At 53.3% G+C, this 17,212-nt stretch carries 15 protein-coding genes and 1 pseudogene; 11 read left to right on the top strand and 5 right to left on the bottom strand.

Annotated features, from left to right (window positions below):
- Window positions 1-107 precede the first annotated feature (107 nt).
- Window positions 108-869 (bottom strand): uridine phosphorylase, encoded by a 762-nt coding sequence (gene udp, locus ACM5QY_RS05760; RefSeq protein ID WP_101079380.1) that lies wholly within the window; start codon window positions 867-869, stop codon window positions 108-110.
- Window positions 870-1,158: 289 nt separating this feature from the next.
- On the bottom strand, window positions 1,159-3,441 hold the full coding sequence (katE, locus tag ACM5QY_RS05755) for a catalase HPII (RefSeq protein ID WP_416119646.1): 2,283 nt from the start codon (window positions 3,439-3,441) through the stop codon (window positions 1,159-1,161).
- A gap of 171 nt (window positions 3,442-3,612) precedes the next feature.
- On the opposite strand from katE, the gene ACM5QY_RS05750 reads away from it, so the two are divergent.
- Window positions 3,613-4,443 (top strand): dienelactone hydrolase family protein, encoded by an 831-nt coding sequence (locus tag ACM5QY_RS05750; RefSeq protein ID WP_416119645.1) that lies wholly within the window; start codon window positions 3,613-3,615, stop codon window positions 4,441-4,443.
- 96 nt (window positions 4,444-4,539) lie between these two features.
- Here ACM5QY_RS05750 and fsa read toward each other — a convergent pair whose 3' ends face one another.
- Window positions 4,540-5,205, bottom strand: a complete 666-nt coding sequence (gene fsa, locus ACM5QY_RS05745) for a fructose-6-phosphate aldolase (protein WP_416119644.1) — start codon at window positions 5,203-5,205, stop codon at window positions 4,540-4,542.
- An 11-nt stretch (window positions 5,206-5,216) separates the two neighbouring features.
- Window positions 5,217-7,721 carry a phosphoenolpyruvate--protein phosphotransferase gene (gene ptsP, locus ACM5QY_RS05740; RefSeq protein WP_416119643.1) on the bottom strand — a complete coding sequence of 835 codons (2,505 nt, stop codon included), beginning with the start codon at window positions 7,719-7,721 and terminating at the stop codon, window positions 5,217-5,219.
- Window positions 7,722-8,071: 350 nt separating this feature from the next.
- Here ptsP and ACM5QY_RS05735 point away from each other — a divergent pair.
- The 5 genes and pseudogenes from ACM5QY_RS05735 to ACM5QY_RS05715 all read left to right on the top strand — a co-directional run bounded on the left by ACM5QY_RS05735 (window position 8,072) and on the right by ACM5QY_RS05715 (window position 13,064).
- A pseudogene (locus tag ACM5QY_RS05735) lies at window positions 8,072-9,150 on the top strand (PTS fructose transporter subunit EIIC).
- 30 nt (window positions 9,151-9,180) lie between these two features.
- The gene (locus ACM5QY_RS05730) at window positions 9,181-9,510 is read left to right on the top strand and encodes a PTS fructose-like transporter subunit IIB (RefSeq protein ID WP_416119642.1); all 330 of its coding nucleotides are present in this window, start codon (window positions 9,181-9,183) and stop codon (window positions 9,508-9,510) included.
- A gap of 16 nt (window positions 9,511-9,526) precedes the next feature.
- Window positions 9,527-11,824 (top strand): formate C-acetyltransferase, encoded by a 2,298-nt coding sequence (locus ACM5QY_RS05725; protein ID WP_416119641.1) that lies wholly within the window; start codon window positions 9,527-9,529, stop codon window positions 11,822-11,824.
- The gene (locus ACM5QY_RS05720) at window positions 11,790-12,695 is read left to right on the top strand and encodes a [formate-C-acetyltransferase]-activating enzyme (RefSeq protein WP_416119640.1); all 906 of its coding nucleotides are present in this window, start codon (window positions 11,790-11,792) and stop codon (window positions 12,693-12,695) included. The genes ACM5QY_RS05725 and ACM5QY_RS05720 overlap by 35 nt, the downstream gene beginning before the upstream one ends.
- Before the next feature lie 24 nt (window positions 12,696-12,719).
- Window positions 12,720-13,064, top strand: coding sequence for a PTS fructose-like transporter subunit IIB (locus tag ACM5QY_RS05715; RefSeq protein ID WP_416119639.1), 345 nt, complete (start codon window positions 12,720-12,722; stop codon window positions 13,062-13,064).
- Window positions 13,065-13,081: 17 nt separating this feature from the next.
- Here ACM5QY_RS05715 and ACM5QY_RS05710 read toward each other — a convergent pair whose 3' ends face one another.
- Window positions 13,082-13,945, bottom strand: a complete 864-nt coding sequence (locus ACM5QY_RS05710; RefSeq protein WP_416119638.1) for an AraC family transcriptional regulator — start codon at window positions 13,943-13,945, stop codon at window positions 13,082-13,084.
- Window positions 13,946-14,224: 279 nt separating this feature from the next.
- Between ACM5QY_RS05710 and ACM5QY_RS05705 the strand changes: the two genes are divergently transcribed.
- From ACM5QY_RS05705 to ACM5QY_RS05685, 5 genes are all read left to right on the top strand, one after another.
- Entirely contained in the window at window positions 14,225-14,863 is a 639-nt protein-coding gene (locus tag ACM5QY_RS05705) for a DUF2589 domain-containing protein (protein ID WP_416119637.1), read from the top strand.
- Between the two features lie 70 nt (window positions 14,864-14,933).
- Window positions 14,934-15,530 carry a DUF2589 domain-containing protein gene (locus ACM5QY_RS05700; protein WP_416119636.1) on the top strand — a complete coding sequence of 199 codons (597 nt, stop codon included), beginning with the start codon at window positions 14,934-14,936 and terminating at the stop codon, window positions 15,528-15,530.
- Complete coding sequence (locus tag ACM5QY_RS05695; protein ID WP_416119635.1) at window positions 15,523-15,975, top strand: lysozyme; 453 nt, start codon at window positions 15,523-15,525, stop codon at window positions 15,973-15,975. Before ACM5QY_RS05700 ends, ACM5QY_RS05695 begins: the two co-directional genes overlap by 8 nt.
- Window positions 15,976-16,037: 62 nt before the next feature.
- On the top strand, window positions 16,038-16,541 hold the full coding sequence (locus tag ACM5QY_RS05690) for a ribonuclease (protein ID WP_416119634.1): 504 nt from the start codon (window positions 16,038-16,040) through the stop codon (window positions 16,539-16,541).
- Between the two features lie 69 nt (window positions 16,542-16,610).
- Window positions 16,611-17,183 carry a hypothetical protein gene (locus ACM5QY_RS05685; RefSeq protein WP_416119633.1) on the top strand — a complete coding sequence of 191 codons (573 nt, stop codon included), beginning with the start codon at window positions 16,611-16,613 and terminating at the stop codon, window positions 17,181-17,183.
- Window positions 17,184-17,212: the final 29 nt, after the last annotated feature.

Here is a 17,212-nt window from a genome sequence, read left to right as displayed (position 1 = left end):
TATTCCAGACACTCTACTAACACGACCTTAACAGATCTGATTATCGGGGCAAAAAAATGGGCCGCCAGAGGCAGCCCACAGATGTGATGTATTTGTTTTAGTATTTTTTAGATCAGGCGACGGGCGGCTTCTACAACGATTTTCACCGCGTGGCTTTCGGTCTTTTTCATCGTTTCCGCGTCAGGAATTTCCTGCTGCGTGCGGTTTACGATAACACCGGCAACCATACCTGCACGGAGGCCCTGGCTTGCACACATGGTCAGCAGTGTGGCGGATTCCATTTCATAGTTCATCACGCCCATTTCCTGCCATTCTTTCATCGATTCTTTGAAGCGACGAACAACGCGGCCGGAGAAGGTATCGTAACGTTCCTGGCCCGGATAGAAGGTGTCAGAAGACGCGGTTACGCCGATGTGCGTTGCAGCGCCAACAGATTCTGCCGCCGCGACCAGCGCCGTGGTGCAGGCGAAATCGGCGACAGCCGGGAATTCCATCGGTGCAAAGTGCAGGCTCGCGCCATCAAGGCGAACAGCAGCAGTCGTGACCAGAACATCGCCCACATTGATGTGTGGCTGAATAGCACCAGTAGTACCCACGCGCAGGAACGTCCGGATACCCAGTTGTGCCAGTTCTTCCACCGCGATGGATGTTGACGGGCCGCCAATACCGGTTGAACAAACAATCACAGATTTGCCGTCAAGCTCAGCACGCCATGAGGTAAATTCGCGATGAGAAGCCAGACGCACCGGGTTCTCCATCAGTTTGGCAATTTTCTCCACGCGCTCCGGGTCGCCGGGAACAATCGCCAGCGTGGCACCATTTAAATCTTTTTTGGCCAGGCCAAGGTGGAAAACTTCAGGCTGAGACATAACAAACTCCTCTGTATGTAAGGTCATTTATTGGCAGGAGGAACACCCGGCAACTGTACTGAACATTGTGACGTTATTTCGTGACGGCAGTCACTATGATGTAACAACAAGAATCACGCATACATTTAATTTGTGATTCATGTCACAAATTAAATGCATTACGCCGAAATTTTAAACAGAGTGATGTTTCGCAGAATGACGTGTTTTCCCGAACGGGGAAATAAAGGCAGGCGTTGCCGTATCACTGATGAACGACGCCGCCTGCCGGTAAGGCTGATTAAAATTTAACTCAGGCCGGAACTGCTCCGGCTGCCGCGCTGCGTGACCAGACACGGTGTTTCGCCATTTCTTTCAGGAACTCTTTCAGCAATTTCCCTTCCGCCTTTTCGCCTTCGATAATACCGTCCTCCGGTACGTCATCTGTCAGTCCAAGCAACGGTTTGAAGCGACGGGCATCCCCGCTCAGCCCGATGACTTTTAGATGCTTATAGGCTTCAAGCACGTAATGACGGGAATCACCGTTCATCAGCAAAGCATCAATGTGGCCGTGAGGCACAATAACGGCGTCCACGGTAATGGACGGCGAACCGGCAAACGTGGCGTCTACCGGCAATGTCGAACCATCATCGGCAATGACATTTCCCAGATGGCTGGCCAGAAGTTTGGGATGAACGCCCGCAGCCTGAAGCGCCTGCAAGGTTTCCAGCACATCGGCCGCGTTAACGCCTTCACCCAGCAGCACCGCCACCTGACGCCCTTTGACCGTCCCTTTCCCGCTGGCATAGAGACTCAGTGAAGGGTCAGCTTCCAGACCATTTACCGGTTTCGGAGGCTTAATCTTTCTCGTCTGCGCCGAAAGTGTGATGCCCAGATTCTTCGCGACGATAGCCGCCAGAGTCTGGTCAACGTGCGCCAGCAAATCCACCACGCGTTCGCGAATATACGGCCGCACCACTTTGGATAATTCAAACGAGAACGCCCCGGCGATATGGTCCTGTTCCACCGGCGTCTGGCTCAGCCAGAACAGGCGAGGATGCGCATAGTATTCTGCGAATGACTCACTTCGCTGACGGATTTTTTCGGCATCAATGCGCTCAGGATAACTTTCAAATCCGCCTCCGGACGCTGCCGGTGGCGTTTCTCGCGGCCAGTTATTGTTGATGGAATTCGGTTCATAGTTGGCCGGATTGGTATCCACATCCTGCCGGTGCATCCCGTCGCGCTGAAAATTATGGTACGGACAGGTTGGCCGGTTAATCGGGATCTCATGAAAATTCGGCCCGCCCAGACGGCTGATTTGTGTATCGGTGTAAGAGAACAGACGCCCCTGCAACAGCGGATCATTCGTAAAATCAATGCCGGGCACAACGTGTCCCGGATGGAAAGCAACCTGCTCGGTTTCCGCGAAATAGTTGTCCGGATTACGGTTGAGCACCATTTTCCCGACAAGCTCGACTGGCACCAGTTTTTCAGGGATCAGCTTGGTCGGGTCGAGCAAATCGAAATCAAACTTGAATTCGTCTTCTTCCGGGATCAGCTGAACGCCCAGCTCATACTCAGGATAATCGCCGGCTTCGATGGCTTCCCACAAATCACGCCGGTGGAAATCAGCATCTTTCCCTGCCAGTTTCTGCGCCTCATCCCACAACAGAGAAGCCTTGCCCGCCAGCGGTTTCCAGTGAAAACGGACAAACGTCGCTTTTCCTTTAGCATTCACAAAACGGAAAGTGTGGATCCCGAAACCTTCCATCGTGCGGTAACTGCGCGGGATCCCCCGGTCAGACATCGCCCAGAAAACGTTATGCAACGTTTCGGGCTGGAGCGAAACGTAGTCCCAGAAGGAATCATGCGCACTGGCACCTTGCGGGATTTCGTTGTGCGGCTCGGGTTTTACCGCATGTACAAAATCAGGGAACTTATGGGCATCCTGAATGAAGAAGACCGGCGTGTTATTGCCGACAAGATCATAAATCCCTTCATCGGTATAAAACTTGGTGGCCCAGCCGCGAATATCACGCACCGTATCTGCCGAACCCTTTGAGCCTTGCACCGTGGAGAAACGGACAAAGACTGGCGTTATCTTTTTCGGGTCGGAGAGGAAACTGGCTTTCGTGACTGCTTTAAGGCTGCGGTAAGGTTGGAAATAACCGTGTGCGGCGGCACCGCGCGCATGAACGATACGTTCAGGTATCCGCTCATGGTCAAAATGGGTGATTTTCTCGCGGAGGATGAAATCTTCGAGCAGCGTCGGCCCCCGGCTGCCTGCTTTCAGCGAGTTCTGATCATCAGCAATTTTGGTGCCCTGATTGGTGGTCAGCGGCTGCTTCTCACCATTTTTTCGATGTCTTTGCAGCGCATCGAGTTTGGCGTTGGTGTTCTCCGGGCTTTTGGCGCTGCCGGAGGCGGTCGGTTCTTTTCCGGGCGGCGTAGGTTGCGGTGAAGCCTGATAAGCACTGTCGGATGGCGCGAGATTGCCCAGGCCGGGTTGTGAAGATTTACTGCCCGTGGCGGGGGCGCGGCTTACCGATTTTGGCTCACTTCTCTTGGTCGTTTTAGACGGTGATTTCGACATTGAACATGACTCCTCATGAAAGATTCAGACGTTCTATGGTTCTTCCCTGACATATTTCCTGCATAACTTTTAACTATAGAACATCTGTTCTGCCTTGCTGTTCCCGCTTTACGGCTATAGTTTTAATCCATAGAGCCAGATTTCCGTATGGACACTTGCATGGAGACTACGATGAAAAAAGAAGAAAAATTACTGACTTTGAAACAGGCTCCGACCAGCTTTGCTCCTGCTGTCACACCGGTTGCCAGCACGACCATTCACACTGATACCGACGGACTGCACGCCGGGCAGACCACTATTCCTTCGCAAGGTGAAGATCTTCCCGCTTACCTTGCGCGGCCTGAGCATTTCACCGGAAAATTACCGATCATTCTGGTGGTTCAGGAGATTTTTGGCGTTCACGAACATATTCAGGATGTCTGCCGCCGTCTGGCGAAGCAGGGATATATGGCCATCGCGCCTGAACTGTATTTCCGTCAGGGCGATCCGCGTGATTACACCGAAATCAGCGAACTGTTCGAAAAACTGGTCAGCAAAGTGCCGGATCAGCAGGTCCTTTCTGATCTCGACCACACTGCGCATTGGGCATCGCAGCATGGCGGAGATATTTCAAAACTGGGGATTACCGGTTTCTGCTGGGGTGGCCGAATCGCATGGCTGTACGCGGCGCATAACCCGCAGCTGAAAGCGGGCGTGGCGTGGTACGGAAAACTGGTCGGCAATAAAACGCTGACCAGCCCGACGAACCCGGTTGACCGCGCCGCCGCACTTGATGCACCGGTCTTAGGTTTGTACGGCGGTCAGGACACCAGCATTCCGCTGGATACTATCGAAACCATGCGTCAGGCCATTCGCGCGGCTAATGCCAACGCGGAAATCGTCGTTTATCCTGAAGCCGGGCATGCTTTTTATGCTGATTACCGCCCGAGTTATAACGCTGAAGCGGCTCACGATGGCTGGCAGCGTATGCTGGATTTTTTTGCACAGTATGGCGTGAAGTAATCACCAAGACGGCGTGATAAAGCCGCCCAGATGTCAGAAGCCCGACAGGTTTTCCTGCCGGGCTTTTTTACATGCGAACTTTATGCGCAGAATGATTTAACGCAGCGACAACTGGCCAAATGCGCCCTGCCAGTCTTCTTCGAATTTAACCACCGCAGCCTGCACCGCCGGTGTGCTGACAAACTGCTCGGCAACATCAACCGGGATCGTAATGGACTGGCATCCGGCCAGCAGGCAGGCAAGCGCCTGACGTGGTGTTTTGAAGCTGGCAGCCAGCACTTTAGTATTTGGCGCATGCAACGTCAGCAATTGCTGCAATTCCGTCACCATCGCAATGCCGTCCCCGCCCTGCGCATCAAGGCGGTTCACGTAAGGCGCAACATATTCAGCCCCGGCCAGCGCCGAAAGCAGCCCCTGACCTGCGCCATACACGGCGGTTCCCAGCGTCGGGATTTTTCGGGTGCGCAGGATTTTAATGGCCGCCAGTCCTTCCGCCGTCACCGGAACTTTTACGACCAGACCTGGCACGCGCGAATGAAGCAATTCAGCCTCTTCCACCATCTGTTCAGCCTGATTTGCCAGCACCTGAGCAAACAGTTTTCCTTCACCGCCTAAAGCATCACGCAACGCGGGCAAGACTTCCCATAATGACGTCCGCGCTTTCGCCACAATGCTTGGGTTTGTGGTCACGCCGTGTAACGGCAAAATGCGGGATAAACGTTTTACTTCGCTGATATCAGCGGTATCCAGATACAGTTCCATACCCTCTCCTTTCAGAGTTCAAGCTCTTGTTTCAGCATCGTTTCAATCTGCGCTGCCGTGGTCGAATTCATCAGTGCATCCCGGAAACTGTCATGCATAATCCGGCGCGCAAGCTTTGAAAAAATCCGCATATGCTGATCGCCTGCCGCGTGCTTATTGAGGGTCAGCATGATGACAAACTGCGCTTCTTCATCGCCCCACTGCACAGGCTCTGGCAACTTCGCGACGCTAATCGTCGATTGTTCGATATGTTCTGATTTGGTATGCGGGATAGCAAAACCGAAGCCCAGACCGGTCGAAAATACGGCCTCACGCGCCCAGACGTCTGCGGCCAGTTTTCGCGGATAGCGGCAGCGCCCTGCCAGCATCAGGTTATCAACCATGCCTTTAATCACTTCCTCTTTGCTACACCAGTCCACATTGAGCGCCACGCATTCTGCGGTGATCAGTGGCGCATCGTTTACAGCCATACGGAACTGCGCCAGCAAATGTTCAACCTCAAGTGACGTGCGGCACTGCATGGCACGGTTGAGCAACTGCCGGCATTCCCGGCTGTCGAGTTTTGCCAGACGCGCTTTCGTCACCGGTACCGACGGCGCACTCATGCTGATTTCATCCAGCCCCAGTCCGACCAGCAGGGGCAACACGGAACCTTTTGCGCCCAGTTCGCCGCATAAACCAATCCATTTCCCATTGTGATGTACCGCGCGAACCACGTGATCAAGACCACGCAGGAATGCCGGGTTCAGGCTGTTGTAATGGCGAGTGACTTTGGCGTTATCCCGGTCAACGGCGAGCAGGTATTGCGTCAGGTCATTGCTGCCGATACTAAAGAAATCAATCTCCTCGCAGCACTGGTCGATGATGAACATCACCGACGGGACTTCCAGCATGATGCCGAACGGAATTTTTTCATCAAACGGGATCTGTTCGTTACGCAGCGACTGTTTGGCCTCCGCCAGCCGGTCTTTTACCCATAAAATTTCTTCCATAGAGGAAATCATCGGGATCATGATTTTCAGCGAACCGTGCGCAGAGGCACGCAAAATCGAACGCAACTGCGTGAGGAATAAAGGCAGGAATTCCTGATAAATGCGGACAGCGCGATAGCCCAGAAAAGGATTATTTTCAGCCGGAATATTCAGGTAACTGACCGGCTTATCGCCGCCAATATCCATGGTGCGGATAATAATGCTTTTGCCTTTTGCCGCCTCCGTTGCCTGACAATAAATGTTGTACAGCTCATCTTCAGAAGGCGCACTCGCACGATCCATATAGAGCATTTCCGTACGGAACAGCCCTACCGCTTCGGCACCGTTACTGAATGCCGCGTCAGCTTCGACCGAATGCGCGATATTCGCCGCGACCTCCAGGCGCACGCCGTCGGCGGTGTAGCCAGGTTTATCAAGATAGGCACTCTGCTGCTGCCGTAAAGTCTGACGGACACGTTCTTCCTGACGGTAATAGCGGCGCACTGGCTCACTGAGCGCACAAGCCACCAGCCCGAGATCGCCATCTATCTGCACATCCTGCCGCAGATACGCCTGTAATGGTTGCGGATCGACACCGACCAGCGTGGGTATATTGAAAGACCGCGCGAGGATCACCGTGTGCGATGTGCTCCCACCACTGCCGAGCAGCAATCCTTTAAGGTGTTGTTTATCCAGCGCAAGAAACTGGCTTGGCGTCAGTTCATCCGCCAGACAAATGCTCGCTTCGCTCAGTTTTTGCTGAGACGCGAAGTACGCTTCGCCATAGATTTGTTGCAACAGCTGGAAGCTGACATCACGAATGTCCAGATCACGTTCGCGCAGATAGGCACTGGAAGATTGCGCCAGCTGTTCGCTGAAATGCAGGGCCGTTTCCACGATGCTTTGCGCGCAACTTTTTCCTTCCATGACGTGCTTATGCAGCGCGTCACGCAGGCTGTTATCACGCAGCAAAGAGCGGTGCGCCTCCAGCACGGCGGTCACCGTGCCATTCCCCGCCATCAGCTGAAGTTCGATGAATTTCTCCAGCGCGGCCAGCCCGTGGGAAAGCAAACTTTGTTCTTTATCCGTGCCTTGCGGCTCGGGTAAATCCGTCAGCGTCGCCAGATTCACGCGGGCAAGGCTGACCAGTTTCCCCAGCGCACAGCCTTCACTGACGGAACGGGCGCGAAAGACCCGCGGGGAAAGATGTGTCAGAGATTCAGGAAGCGGTTCCCGCTCCGCCTGATCATCGTGCTCAGGCAGGGCTTCATCACACAGCGGAAACTGATGTTCAATAAAATGCGCCAGTGCGGCATACGCGGCTTCTTCGTCTGCCCCTTCCACGGTGACGTGGCATTCATCACCCAGCAAAATATCCGCGCCAATCAGCGACAGAACACTTTTGCCATCGGCTTTGCGGTCAGAGCGGGCATTGTGCCAGTGAAAAGCAGAATCAAATCCATTGCATAGCGTTTCAATATGGCTGGCCGGACGGGCATGAACACCATTTACCAGTACGCAGGTGAAGCTCAACTTCTTGGTCATTTCTGAATCCTCATCCCAAATTCCGGCGGATAAACCGGCTCATTGCAGGATAAGGGTCTCGCGGTGCAACTTGCTACCAGACAGAAATGACAAACACTGGACAAATGTAATGTCCGCCGTTTTCTGCGAGGCAGCTCACACTGCGATAGGGCGTAAAAACCTCGCGCAAACTTGGGTTATTTGAACTTGCTCGCATTTTTTAACTGAGCTTACAAAAGTCCAGTAAAACACAAATTTGTCCACTATTAGCGCGCATGACAGCGGCCTATTGTGGTCGTCAATATTCTTTCAGCTTCCGAGGTTTTGCTGAAAGGACGTTCCGTTATTTTCGCCCGACACCGGAGCCCACCATGAAAGAATTGCTTAATATTCTGAAAAATACCCGTCAGCACCTGATGACCGGCGTATCCCATATGATCCCTTTTGTGGTCGCGGGCGGCATTCTGCTGGCGGTCTCCGTCATGCTTTACGGTAAAGGCGCCGTGCCTGACGCGGCTACCGATCCGAACCTGAAAAAACTGTTTGATATCGGCGTGGCCGGTCTGACGCTGATGGTGCCTTTTCTGGCCGCTTACATCGGCTATTCCATTTCTGATCGCTCTGCACTCGCGCCGTCAGCCATTGGCGCCTGGGTCGGCGCTTCCTTTGGTGCAGGCTTTTTCGGCGCGATCATCGCCGGTCTTCTCGGGGGATCATCGTTTTCTATCTGAAGAAGATCCCGGTGCCGAAGATCCTGCGCTCAGTGATGCCGATCTTTGTGATCCCAATTATCGGTACCCTGCTGACGGCGGGCATCATGATGTGGGGGCTGGGCGAACCGGTCGGGCTGCTGACATCCTCACTCACGCACTGGCTGCAAGATATGCAGCAAGGCAGCATTGTCGTGCTCGCCATCATTATGGGGCTGATGCTGGCTTTCGATATGGGCGGGCCGGTCAATAAAGTCGCCTACGCTTTTATGCTGATTTGCGTGGCACAGGGCGTTTATACCGTCGTGGCCATTGCCGCCGTCGCTATCGCCACACCACCGCTGGGGCTGGGTTTCGCCACGCTGATTGGCCGCAAATACTATTCCACTGAAGAACGCGAAGCCGGAAAAGCCGCCCTGCTGATGGGTTGCGTGGGCGTCACTGAAGGCGCGATCCCTTTCGCCGCCGCCGACCCGCTGCGTGTTATTCCTTCCATTATGATCGGTTCGGCCTGTGCGGCAGTGACCGCTGCACTGCTGGGCGCCGAATGTTATGCCGGCTGGGGCGGGCTGATCGTGCTACCGGTCGTGGAGGGAAAACTCGGTTATATCGCGGCCCTGCTGGTCGGCATGGTCGTGACAGCCGTGTGCGTCAACGTACTGAAGTATCTGGCTGCCAAAAAGCAGTCGGCTAAAAAGCATCAGGAATCAGACCTGGATCTGGACTTCGAAATTAACTGACCTCAGACGTAAAACCAAAAGGTGAAGATCATGACCAAAATTATTGCTGTAACGGCCTGCCCTTCCGGCGTCGCTCACACCTATATGGCCGCCGAAGCAATTGAACGCGCGGCCAAAGTCAGAGGCTGGGAATGCAAAGTCGAAACGCAGGGTTCGATTGGCCTGGAAAATGAGCTGACCGTGGAGGATGTCGCCGCCGCCGACATGGTGATCCTCACCAAAGACATCGGCATCAAATTTGAAGAACGCTTTAAAGGCAAAGTGGTGGTTCGGGTGGCAATCAGCGACGCAGTAAAACGCGCTGACGCCATGATGGAAAAAATCTCGGCACACCTCGCCAGCACGGCGGCCACGGATTAATCACAAGGAGAATAAGATGACTTCCCGCATCGAACGTCTGAAAGCCGCACTCTTCGCCAGCCCGCGTGAAATTTCGCTGGAACGTGCCCTGCTGTATACCGAAAGCCATCGCAACACAGAAGGCGAATGTACGCTACTGCGTCGCGCTAAAGCGACGGCTTACATTCTGGACAACGTTGAAATTACCCTGCGTGAAGACGAACTGATCGCCGGTAATCGCACGGTAAAACCACGTGCGGGAATCGTCTCTCCTGAAATGGACCCTTACTGGTTGCTGAAAGAACTGGATGCTTTCGCCACCCGTCCGCAGGACCGTTTCAACATTTCAGAGCAGGAGAAACAGGTTTACCGCGAGCAGCTTTTCCCTTACTGGGAATCCCGCTCGATGAAAGATTTCATTAATCAGCAAATGCCGGAAGACGTGAAGGCAGCGACCAAAACGCAGATTTTCAGCATCAACCAGACCGACAAAGGCCAGGGGCACATCATTATTGATTACCCGCGTCTGCTGAACACGGGGCTGGGTAATCTGGTGTCTGAACTGCAACAGCACGTTGAACAGGCACCGGACAACACGTTTTATCGGGCGGCGCTGGTTCTGTTGCAGGCCGCACAGCGCCACATCAGGCGTTATACCGCGCTGGCGACGCAGATGGCGGGTGAATGCGAAGACGCCCAGAGAAAGCAGGAACTGGAACGCATTGCCGCTATCTCCGCGCACATTTCCGCGAAGAAACCGCAGGATTTCTATCAGGCCTGTCAGCTTTTCTGGTACATGAATATCATTTTGCAGTACGAATCTAACGCCAGTTCGCTGTCTCTCGGGCGCTTCGATCAGTACATGCTGCCGTTCTATCAGTATTCCCTTTCACACGGTGAGCAGCCGGAGTTTCTCAAAGAGCTGCTGGAAAGTTTGTGGGTGAAATGCAATGACATCGTGCTGTTACGTTCGACGTCTAGCGCCCGGTATTTCGCCGGTTTCCCAACGGGTTATACGATTTTACTCGGCGGTTTAACGGAGACGGGACGCAGCGCCGTCAACGTGTTGTCATTTCTGTGTCTGGACGCTTATCAGAGCATCTGCCTGCCACAGCCTAATCTCGGTGTGCGGGTCAATGAGATGATTGACCGTCCATTCCTGCTGAAAACAGCCGAAACTATCCGTCTCGGCACCGGCATTCCACAAATCTTCAACGATGAAGTGGTCATTCCGGCTTTCCTGAACCGCGGCGTGAGCCTGGAAGATGCCCGTGATTATGCAGTTGTCGGTTGCGTCGAATTATCCATTCCCGGGAAAACGTACGGGCTGCATGACATTGCGATGTTCAACCTGCTGAAAGTCATGGAGTTAACGCTGCATGAGAACGAAGGCAATTCTGCGATTACCTATCCAGAACTGGTGGAACAGATCCGCCAGAAAATCAGCCACTACGTGAAACTGATGGCGCAGGGCAGCAATATCTGCGACATCGGCCACCGCGACTGGGCACCGGTTCCATTACTTTCATCTTTCATTGAAGGCTGCCTGAAGAGCGGAAAAGACATTACTGCCGGTGGCGCGCGCTATAACTTTTCCGGCGTTCAGGGTATCGGCATCGCAAACCTCAGTGACTCGCTGTTTGCGCTGAAAGGGCTGGTGTTTGATCAGCAACGCCTGAGCTTTGATGAACTGCTCGCCTCGCTGAAAGAGAACTTCGCCAGCGAAGCGGGCCGTGCGATCCGCGCCCGCCTGATCAACCGCTTCGAGAAGTACGGTAACGACGTCGATGAAGTCGACCTGATCAGTGCCGACTTGCTGCGTTTTTATTGCAAAGAAGTCGAGCAATACCGCAACCCGCGCGGCGGCGAGTTTACGCCGGGGTCCTATACCGTTTCAGCCCATGTGCCGCTCGGTGCAGTCGTAGGCGCGACGCCGGACGGGCGTTTTGCGGGGGAACAGCTGGCTGACGGTGGCCTTTCGCCTATGCTCGGGCAGGATCATCAGGGGCCAACCGCTGTACTGAAATCCGTCAGCAAGCTCGACAATACGCTGCTCTCAAACGGCACTCTGCTGAACGTGAAATTTACGCCATCAACGCTGGAAGGTTTGCAGGGTCTGAATAAGCTGGCTGATTTTCTCGGCGCTTTCACCCGGCTGAAATTACAACATGTTCAGTTCAACGTGGTGAATGCAGAACAGCTTAGTGAAGCGCAAAGGCGTCCGCAGGATTTCGCCGGATTAGTGGTCAGGGTCGCCGGATACAGCGCGTTCTTTGTCGAACTGTCAAAGGAGATTCAGGATGACATTATCGGCCGCACCGCGCACCAGCTCTGAATGGCGTATCCCCACGCTCAACGGAGATAGTGAAACCGCTGAAAAATCCCTGACGGGGCGAATTTTTAATATTCAGCGCTTCTCTCTCAATGACGGTCAGGGGATACGCACGATGGTTTTCTTCAAAGGTTGCCCGCACCGCTGCCCGTGGTGCGCCAACCCGGAATCCATGTCACCCCGGATCCAGACAATCAAACGTCAGGCAAAATGCCTGAACTGCCGGACCTGTTTGCAGGATCCGCAGGAGTGCCCAAGCGGCGCGCTGGAATATGTGGGTGAAGACATCACGCTGGCGGCGCTGATGTCATGCCTGCTCAAAGATGAAGTTTTTTTCCGCTCATCCGGCGGTGGCATTACGCTTTCCGGTGGAGAAGTGCTGATGCAACCGGTTTTTGCCCGTCAGTTGTTGCTGGAATTGCAGAGCCTCGGGATCCACACGGCCATCGAAACAGCAGGCGATGTGCCGCAGGATCATTTGCTTTCGGTGGTTGATCACTGCGATCAGGTTTTATTTGATTTCAAAATCATGGATGCCACGCTCGCCCGCACCGTGCTCAACATGAATCAGCCCAGAGTGCTGGAAAATTTTCGGGCGCTGGCAACACGCGACGTAAAATTGCTCCCGCGCGTTCCGCTTATTCCCGGCTACACGCTGGCACAGGAAAACCTGCGTCAGATTCTGGATTTCCTTAAGCCCTTCAACTTAAAAGAAATCCATTTGTTACCCTTCCACAAGTACGGAGAAGCAAAATATCCGTTATTAGGAAAAACCTATTCGATGCACAAAACACCCGTGCCGGATGCCATAACGCTCGTACCTTTTCGCGAGATGGCTGAAAGCGAGGGTTATACCGTGACGCTGGGTGGGTAAAGTTTCCAGCTATAGGAGCCGTAAATGTCATTAAAACTGGTCGGAGTCACGGCCTGTATCAGTGGTGTGGCACACACGTATATGGCGGCGGAACGTCTGGAAAAACTGTGCTTACAGGAAAAATGGCAGGTTAAAGTGGAGACGCAGGGCGCGCTGGGGGTCGAAAACGTGCTCACGGAAACCGATATTGCTCAGGCGGATATCGTTTTGCTTATCACGGAGATTCAACCGGAAAACAGTGACCGCTTTGTCCGCAGCCGTTGCGTTCAGACCGGCATTCACACATTTTTACGCACGCCTGAAAAAGTCATGGCCGCCGCGAAAAAAGTCTCCACATCCCCACAGGGTACGCACATCGTTCTCCCATAATGCAGGCCGTAAATGTATTACGGCTCCAGAATTTCAAACTGGCTGCGATACTGGCGGCGGTATTCAGAAGGGGAACGTTCGGTGCTTTTCTTAAACTGGCGGCAAAAATAATTACTGTCGATGAATCCACAGGCATGGGCGACTTCTTTCACTTTCATGTCGTACCCTTTCAGCAGATTTTTTGCCTGCTCAAGCCGCACGTAGTTCAGGTATTCGTTGAGCCCAATCCCGCCGCTTTTTTGAAACAGATGCGACAGATAATTCGGTGAAATATAAAACGCGTTGGCGACCGAATCCCGCGTGAGCGGCTCGCGGTAATGCTCTTCGATATGTTGCCGGATTGCCCCGAAAAGCGCCTGACTGCGTGAGGCGGTATGCGTTGATGAGCTGAATAAATCCAGCGCGTGGCTCAGTAAGCCTTTCACCAAAAATCGCGCCGTCATCTGATCTGCCCGGTGCCACGCCAGTTCATTCAAAGCCTGTAACATAAACGCCCCTACACGTGGACCACGTCGGCCGATATTGCCTTTTTCACGGGATCCAAACTGTTTCCCGTCCCAGCCAAGCAGGCTGAAACCGAGCTGTTGTTTGCCAAATAACAGGCTCAGCGTGCTAACCGGCGTTTGCCATAACGGATTATTCCAACCTTTTGCGGGCACAAATAACACATCCCCCGCCAGCATACAGACAGCCTGAGTCACACCCTGTTCATTTTCCCATTCCATCATTTGCTCCCCTTCGAGAACCATCTCCAGACGCGGAAAATCGACCTGATATGCCAGCTCCGGCACCGGATGCTGGGCACCGGCAAAAAAGACCTGCCGGACACCTTCGGGTTGCTCAAGTACCGGAGATAAAACAGAAAAAAGAGGATGCGTCATGTTCAGGTTACCTGTCAGCAGAATCGCTTCATCATAACCAACCTGCCGCACAGACAGAAAAAGAAGTCACAAATTTGGGAGGCGTGCCGGAAATGCAGTCTGCCGGTAAACACTCCGCGCGCAGACAGCCTCCGGATGAGGCGTATGGCGGATCGCCGTACCGGCCATTTACCCCCCTTATTCCCGCCAGGCAACGGATATTTTCACATCTCTCATCGCCCTACTCTTGGTCTGCGGGTCCGCACCTCGTTTCGCAATTATCCAACAGGAGTAAATATTATGGATTCACAATTTATTGGTTCCGTCATCAATGCCCTGCCACTGGAAAACATGATTGGCGGGCCGTTACAGGCCATGATCAAAGCGCAGGTTCAGGCCAGTAAAGCCTATGCCGACTTCCTGCTTTCAGTTTGTATTAAAGATGGCAAGGCTGAAGCCGTTCAGTTTGACTACGACGAAACGGTCGTCGATCAGGCCGGCGTCATTCAGGGGGTGGTCAAAAAGACCATGCGCATTCCTCTTCTGGCGGCCATTACCCATCCGATCATTTGTATTGAAGAAGGTACGATTGACTTCGAACTGGAGGTGACTCAAAGCGAATCCAGTTCCAGCAGCGATGACGCTGAAGGGTCTTTCGAAGCCACTCTGGGTTGGGGGCCGGTTAAAGTGAAAGTCTCCGGGCGCGTTTCGCATAAAGCCGAACAAACCCGCAAATCCGATACCCGCGCGAAGTACAGCATCCATACACAGATCAAACGTCAGCAGCCGCCTGAAGCGCTGATGCGCGTGATCGACTTCCTCACGGATGCTGCGACCAAACCCGCCGTTCTGCCAGCCGAAGCGAACAAAAAAGAGCTGGATGCTTTCACGCCAACCGTAACAACCGCAGACAAAACACCGGAAAAAGTCCCGGCCTGATCAAGCCGGAACCTGACCACGTCTAATCCGAAGGCCGCCATCGCGGGGCCTTTTCAATCAGGAGCAGATTATGTCTTTAAAAAGCTGGCTACGGGGCGGGAAACCCTCTGGCGAAACACCTCCGGGCGGAGCGGTTCCTCCTCCGGGAAATTCAGGCACGCCACCTTCGCAACCCGGAGGCCTGATGCCGGTATCCCTGGAGGAAGTCACCCGTGGGATGCAACAGGCGGCAAGCGCAGCCAACCAGCTGATTGCACATCAATATATGCAGGCGCTGGATCCGTATTTTGAGCATCTCGATGACGGCTCCGTCGTGCCACGCACGATGATTATGCAGATTGACGACAAGCACCATTTCGAATTGCCTCTGGTCGCTCTGTCTACGCCGCGCGGGCTGATGCTGGAAAAGATGAAGGTTCATCTGACCATCCGCACCGATGGCGTTGAGCAATTACCCATTGAAGGCGGAGAAGAAAATGTCAGCCGTTTTCATGTGAGTCTTTCGCCAGCCAGCAAGAATCAGGAAGGCCGTGACAGTCGTCATGTTGATATCGAAATGCAGTTTACCGTACTCGAACCGCCCGAAAGCGTCATGCGCCTGATTGACGAATATACCAACCGGATTATCCCCAAACCTAACGCCACAGAGGTACCTGCAGATGAGTGAGCCACGTTTATCTACCGGCGTAAAAGGGATCGCGCTGATAAAAAGTTTCGAAGGTCTGCGTCTCGAAAAATACCAGGATGTTGTGGGCAAATGGACCATCGGCTATGGTCATCTGATCCTGCCGGAGGAATCATTTCCAGCGCCAATCCCGGAAGCGCAGGCTGATGCACTTTTGCGCCAGGATCTGGGCATCAGTGAAAAAGCGGTGAATCAGTACGTCATTGTTCCGCTCACGCAGAATCAGTTTGATGCGCTGGTGTCTTTCACCTTCAATCTCGGCATCGGCAATTTGAAAAGCTCAACATTGCTGAGAGTGCTGAATGCGCGCCAGTATCAGGACGCTGCTGAAGAATTTCTGCGTTGGGATAAAGCGGGTGGAAAACAGGTTGCCGGATTAACCCGACGTCGTACGGCAGAACGCGCGTTATTTATTAGCCAGCCGTAATGATTTCATCGCCTGTATTTCCTTTTATTATCGACTGTTCACGAACACAGGAAATAGACATTATGCATTTTCGCCGAAACACTTTATCCGGGTCATTCCCGAAATTCGCTGCTTTATCTTTTTTAGTATTATTAACATCGACGACGTATGCCGCAGATAAAATAAATTGTGATGCTGCCGTTCATGAGACGAATCAGCAACTGGAAAGTAATAATAACAAACCTGTTAATGATGAAGCCGGTCTGGTGAAATTATTACGGACACTCAACAAAGATGACGTTTTGCCTGTGCAATATGTCACCACTGAATATGCTAAGAAACAGGGCTGGAGCGGAAACCCTCAGGACTCTCTCTGGAAAGTCTGGGTGCTGAATAAGAAAGAAATTGGCGGTGACAGCATTCAGATCCCGGAGCAAAAAAGCGGCGAAAAATGGTACAGCGCAGATCTGGAATCAGTACGCGGATTACGCAGCGCAAAACGCCTGATTTATTCACCCCAACGACAGGAGCGATATTTGACAACAAATGACAACGCATCGCGAATCATCATTAAGGCGTGCATTTAAACGAAGCTGAAATTTAATTATTTCATCCAACCCTCCACAGCTCATTTATATACATTGAGAGGTATCATCATGTTTGAAACCTTTACGCTTCAGCAACCGGCAGGCAGTGATTCTTGTGGCGCATTTTCTCTGGCGGCATTATTAAATGCCCGTAATCAGGGTTTGCCCGTCAATACGCCTACAGGGGCCGCGGTATATAACGATATTATCGCCAGGCAAAACCCCCTTCCTCCTGGCTACCCGCTGATTTTTGCCCCTCCGGCACCACGCTCGTTACCCTCTAGTCTCGTTCGCACAGGTATCGCCCGTGGATTTAACGATCAGGTCCAGGTCATGGTTAATCAGGCGTTGATGCCCGTCGCCATGCATCCTTTGGTCAACCCGGAGACCCTGCGGATTGGAAATGCGGCGGCGGTCATTAACAGCGCGGCCAATCTGCAGGCGATGGTTCAGGCCGCAGGCTATTATCTGGCGCTGGTGCTCGGCGGTAATCACTGGATTGCACTCGGGCGCAACGCACAGGGTTTCTATGCCTACGATCCGGCATCCAATTTCCACGGTGCCGTGGGTCAGCCGGTCGGGAACCGGGTAACACTCAACGGTGTACAGTATGATTTCTCAGGGATTTTAATCTGTTTCTGAGCCAGCCTTTCATTGCTGTTCAGTGCCAC

It is taken from the genome of Rahnella sp. PCH160 (assembly GCF_047784855.1).
GTDB lineage: Bacteria > Pseudomonadota > Gammaproteobacteria > Enterobacterales > Enterobacteriaceae > Rahnella.
This window is presented reverse-complemented; position numbering and strand designations above follow the sequence as displayed.

What these genes read in the sequence shown, in the direction of transcription:
- ACM5QY_RS05710 (WP_416119638.1), bottom strand. Translation starts at nt 13,945, where the DNA reads ATGACGCATCCTCTTTTTTCTGTTTTATCTCCGGTACTTGAGCAACCC.
- ptsP (WP_416119643.1), bottom strand. Translation starts at nt 7,721, where the DNA reads ATGACCAAGAAGTTGAGCTTCACCTGCGTACTGGTAAATGGTGTTCAT.
- ACM5QY_RS05700 (WP_416119636.1), top strand. Translation starts at nt 14,934, where the DNA reads ATGTCTTTAAAAAGCTGGCTACGGGGCGGGAAACCCTCTGGCGAAACA.
- ACM5QY_RS05685 (WP_416119633.1), top strand. Translation starts at nt 16,611, where the DNA reads ATGTTTGAAACCTTTACGCTTCAGCAACCGGCAGGCAGTGATTCTTGT.
- ACM5QY_RS05695 (WP_416119635.1), top strand. Translation starts at nt 15,523, where the DNA reads ATGAGTGAGCCACGTTTATCTACCGGCGTAAAAGGGATCGCGCTGATA.
- ACM5QY_RS05715 (WP_416119639.1), top strand. Translation starts at nt 12,720, where the DNA reads ATGTCATTAAAACTGGTCGGAGTCACGGCCTGTATCAGTGGTGTGGCA.
- ACM5QY_RS05690 (WP_416119634.1), top strand. Translation starts at nt 16,038, where the DNA reads ATGCATTTTCGCCGAAACACTTTATCCGGGTCATTCCCGAAATTCGCT.
- ACM5QY_RS05730 (WP_416119642.1), top strand. Translation starts at nt 9,181, where the DNA reads ATGACCAAAATTATTGCTGTAACGGCCTGCCCTTCCGGCGTCGCTCAC.
- udp (WP_101079380.1), bottom strand. Translation starts at nt 869, where the DNA reads ATGTCTCAGCCTGAAGTTTTCCACCTTGGCCTGGCCAAAAAAGATTTA.
- ACM5QY_RS05750 (WP_416119645.1), top strand. Translation starts at nt 3,613, where the DNA reads ATGAAAAAAGAAGAAAAATTACTGACTTTGAAACAGGCTCCGACCAGC.
- katE (WP_416119646.1), bottom strand. Translation starts at nt 3,441, where the DNA reads ATGTCGAAATCACCGTCTAAAACGACCAAGAGAAGTGAGCCAAAATCG.
- ACM5QY_RS05725 (WP_416119641.1), top strand. Translation starts at nt 9,527, where the DNA reads ATGACTTCCCGCATCGAACGTCTGAAAGCCGCACTCTTCGCCAGCCCG.
- ACM5QY_RS05705 (WP_416119637.1), top strand. Translation starts at nt 14,225, where the DNA reads ATGGATTCACAATTTATTGGTTCCGTCATCAATGCCCTGCCACTGGAA.
- ACM5QY_RS05720 (WP_416119640.1), top strand. Translation starts at nt 11,790, where the DNA reads ATGACATTATCGGCCGCACCGCGCACCAGCTCTGAATGGCGTATCCCC.
- fsa (WP_416119644.1), bottom strand. Translation starts at nt 5,205, where the DNA reads ATGGAACTGTATCTGGATACCGCTGATATCAGCGAAGTAAAACGTTTA.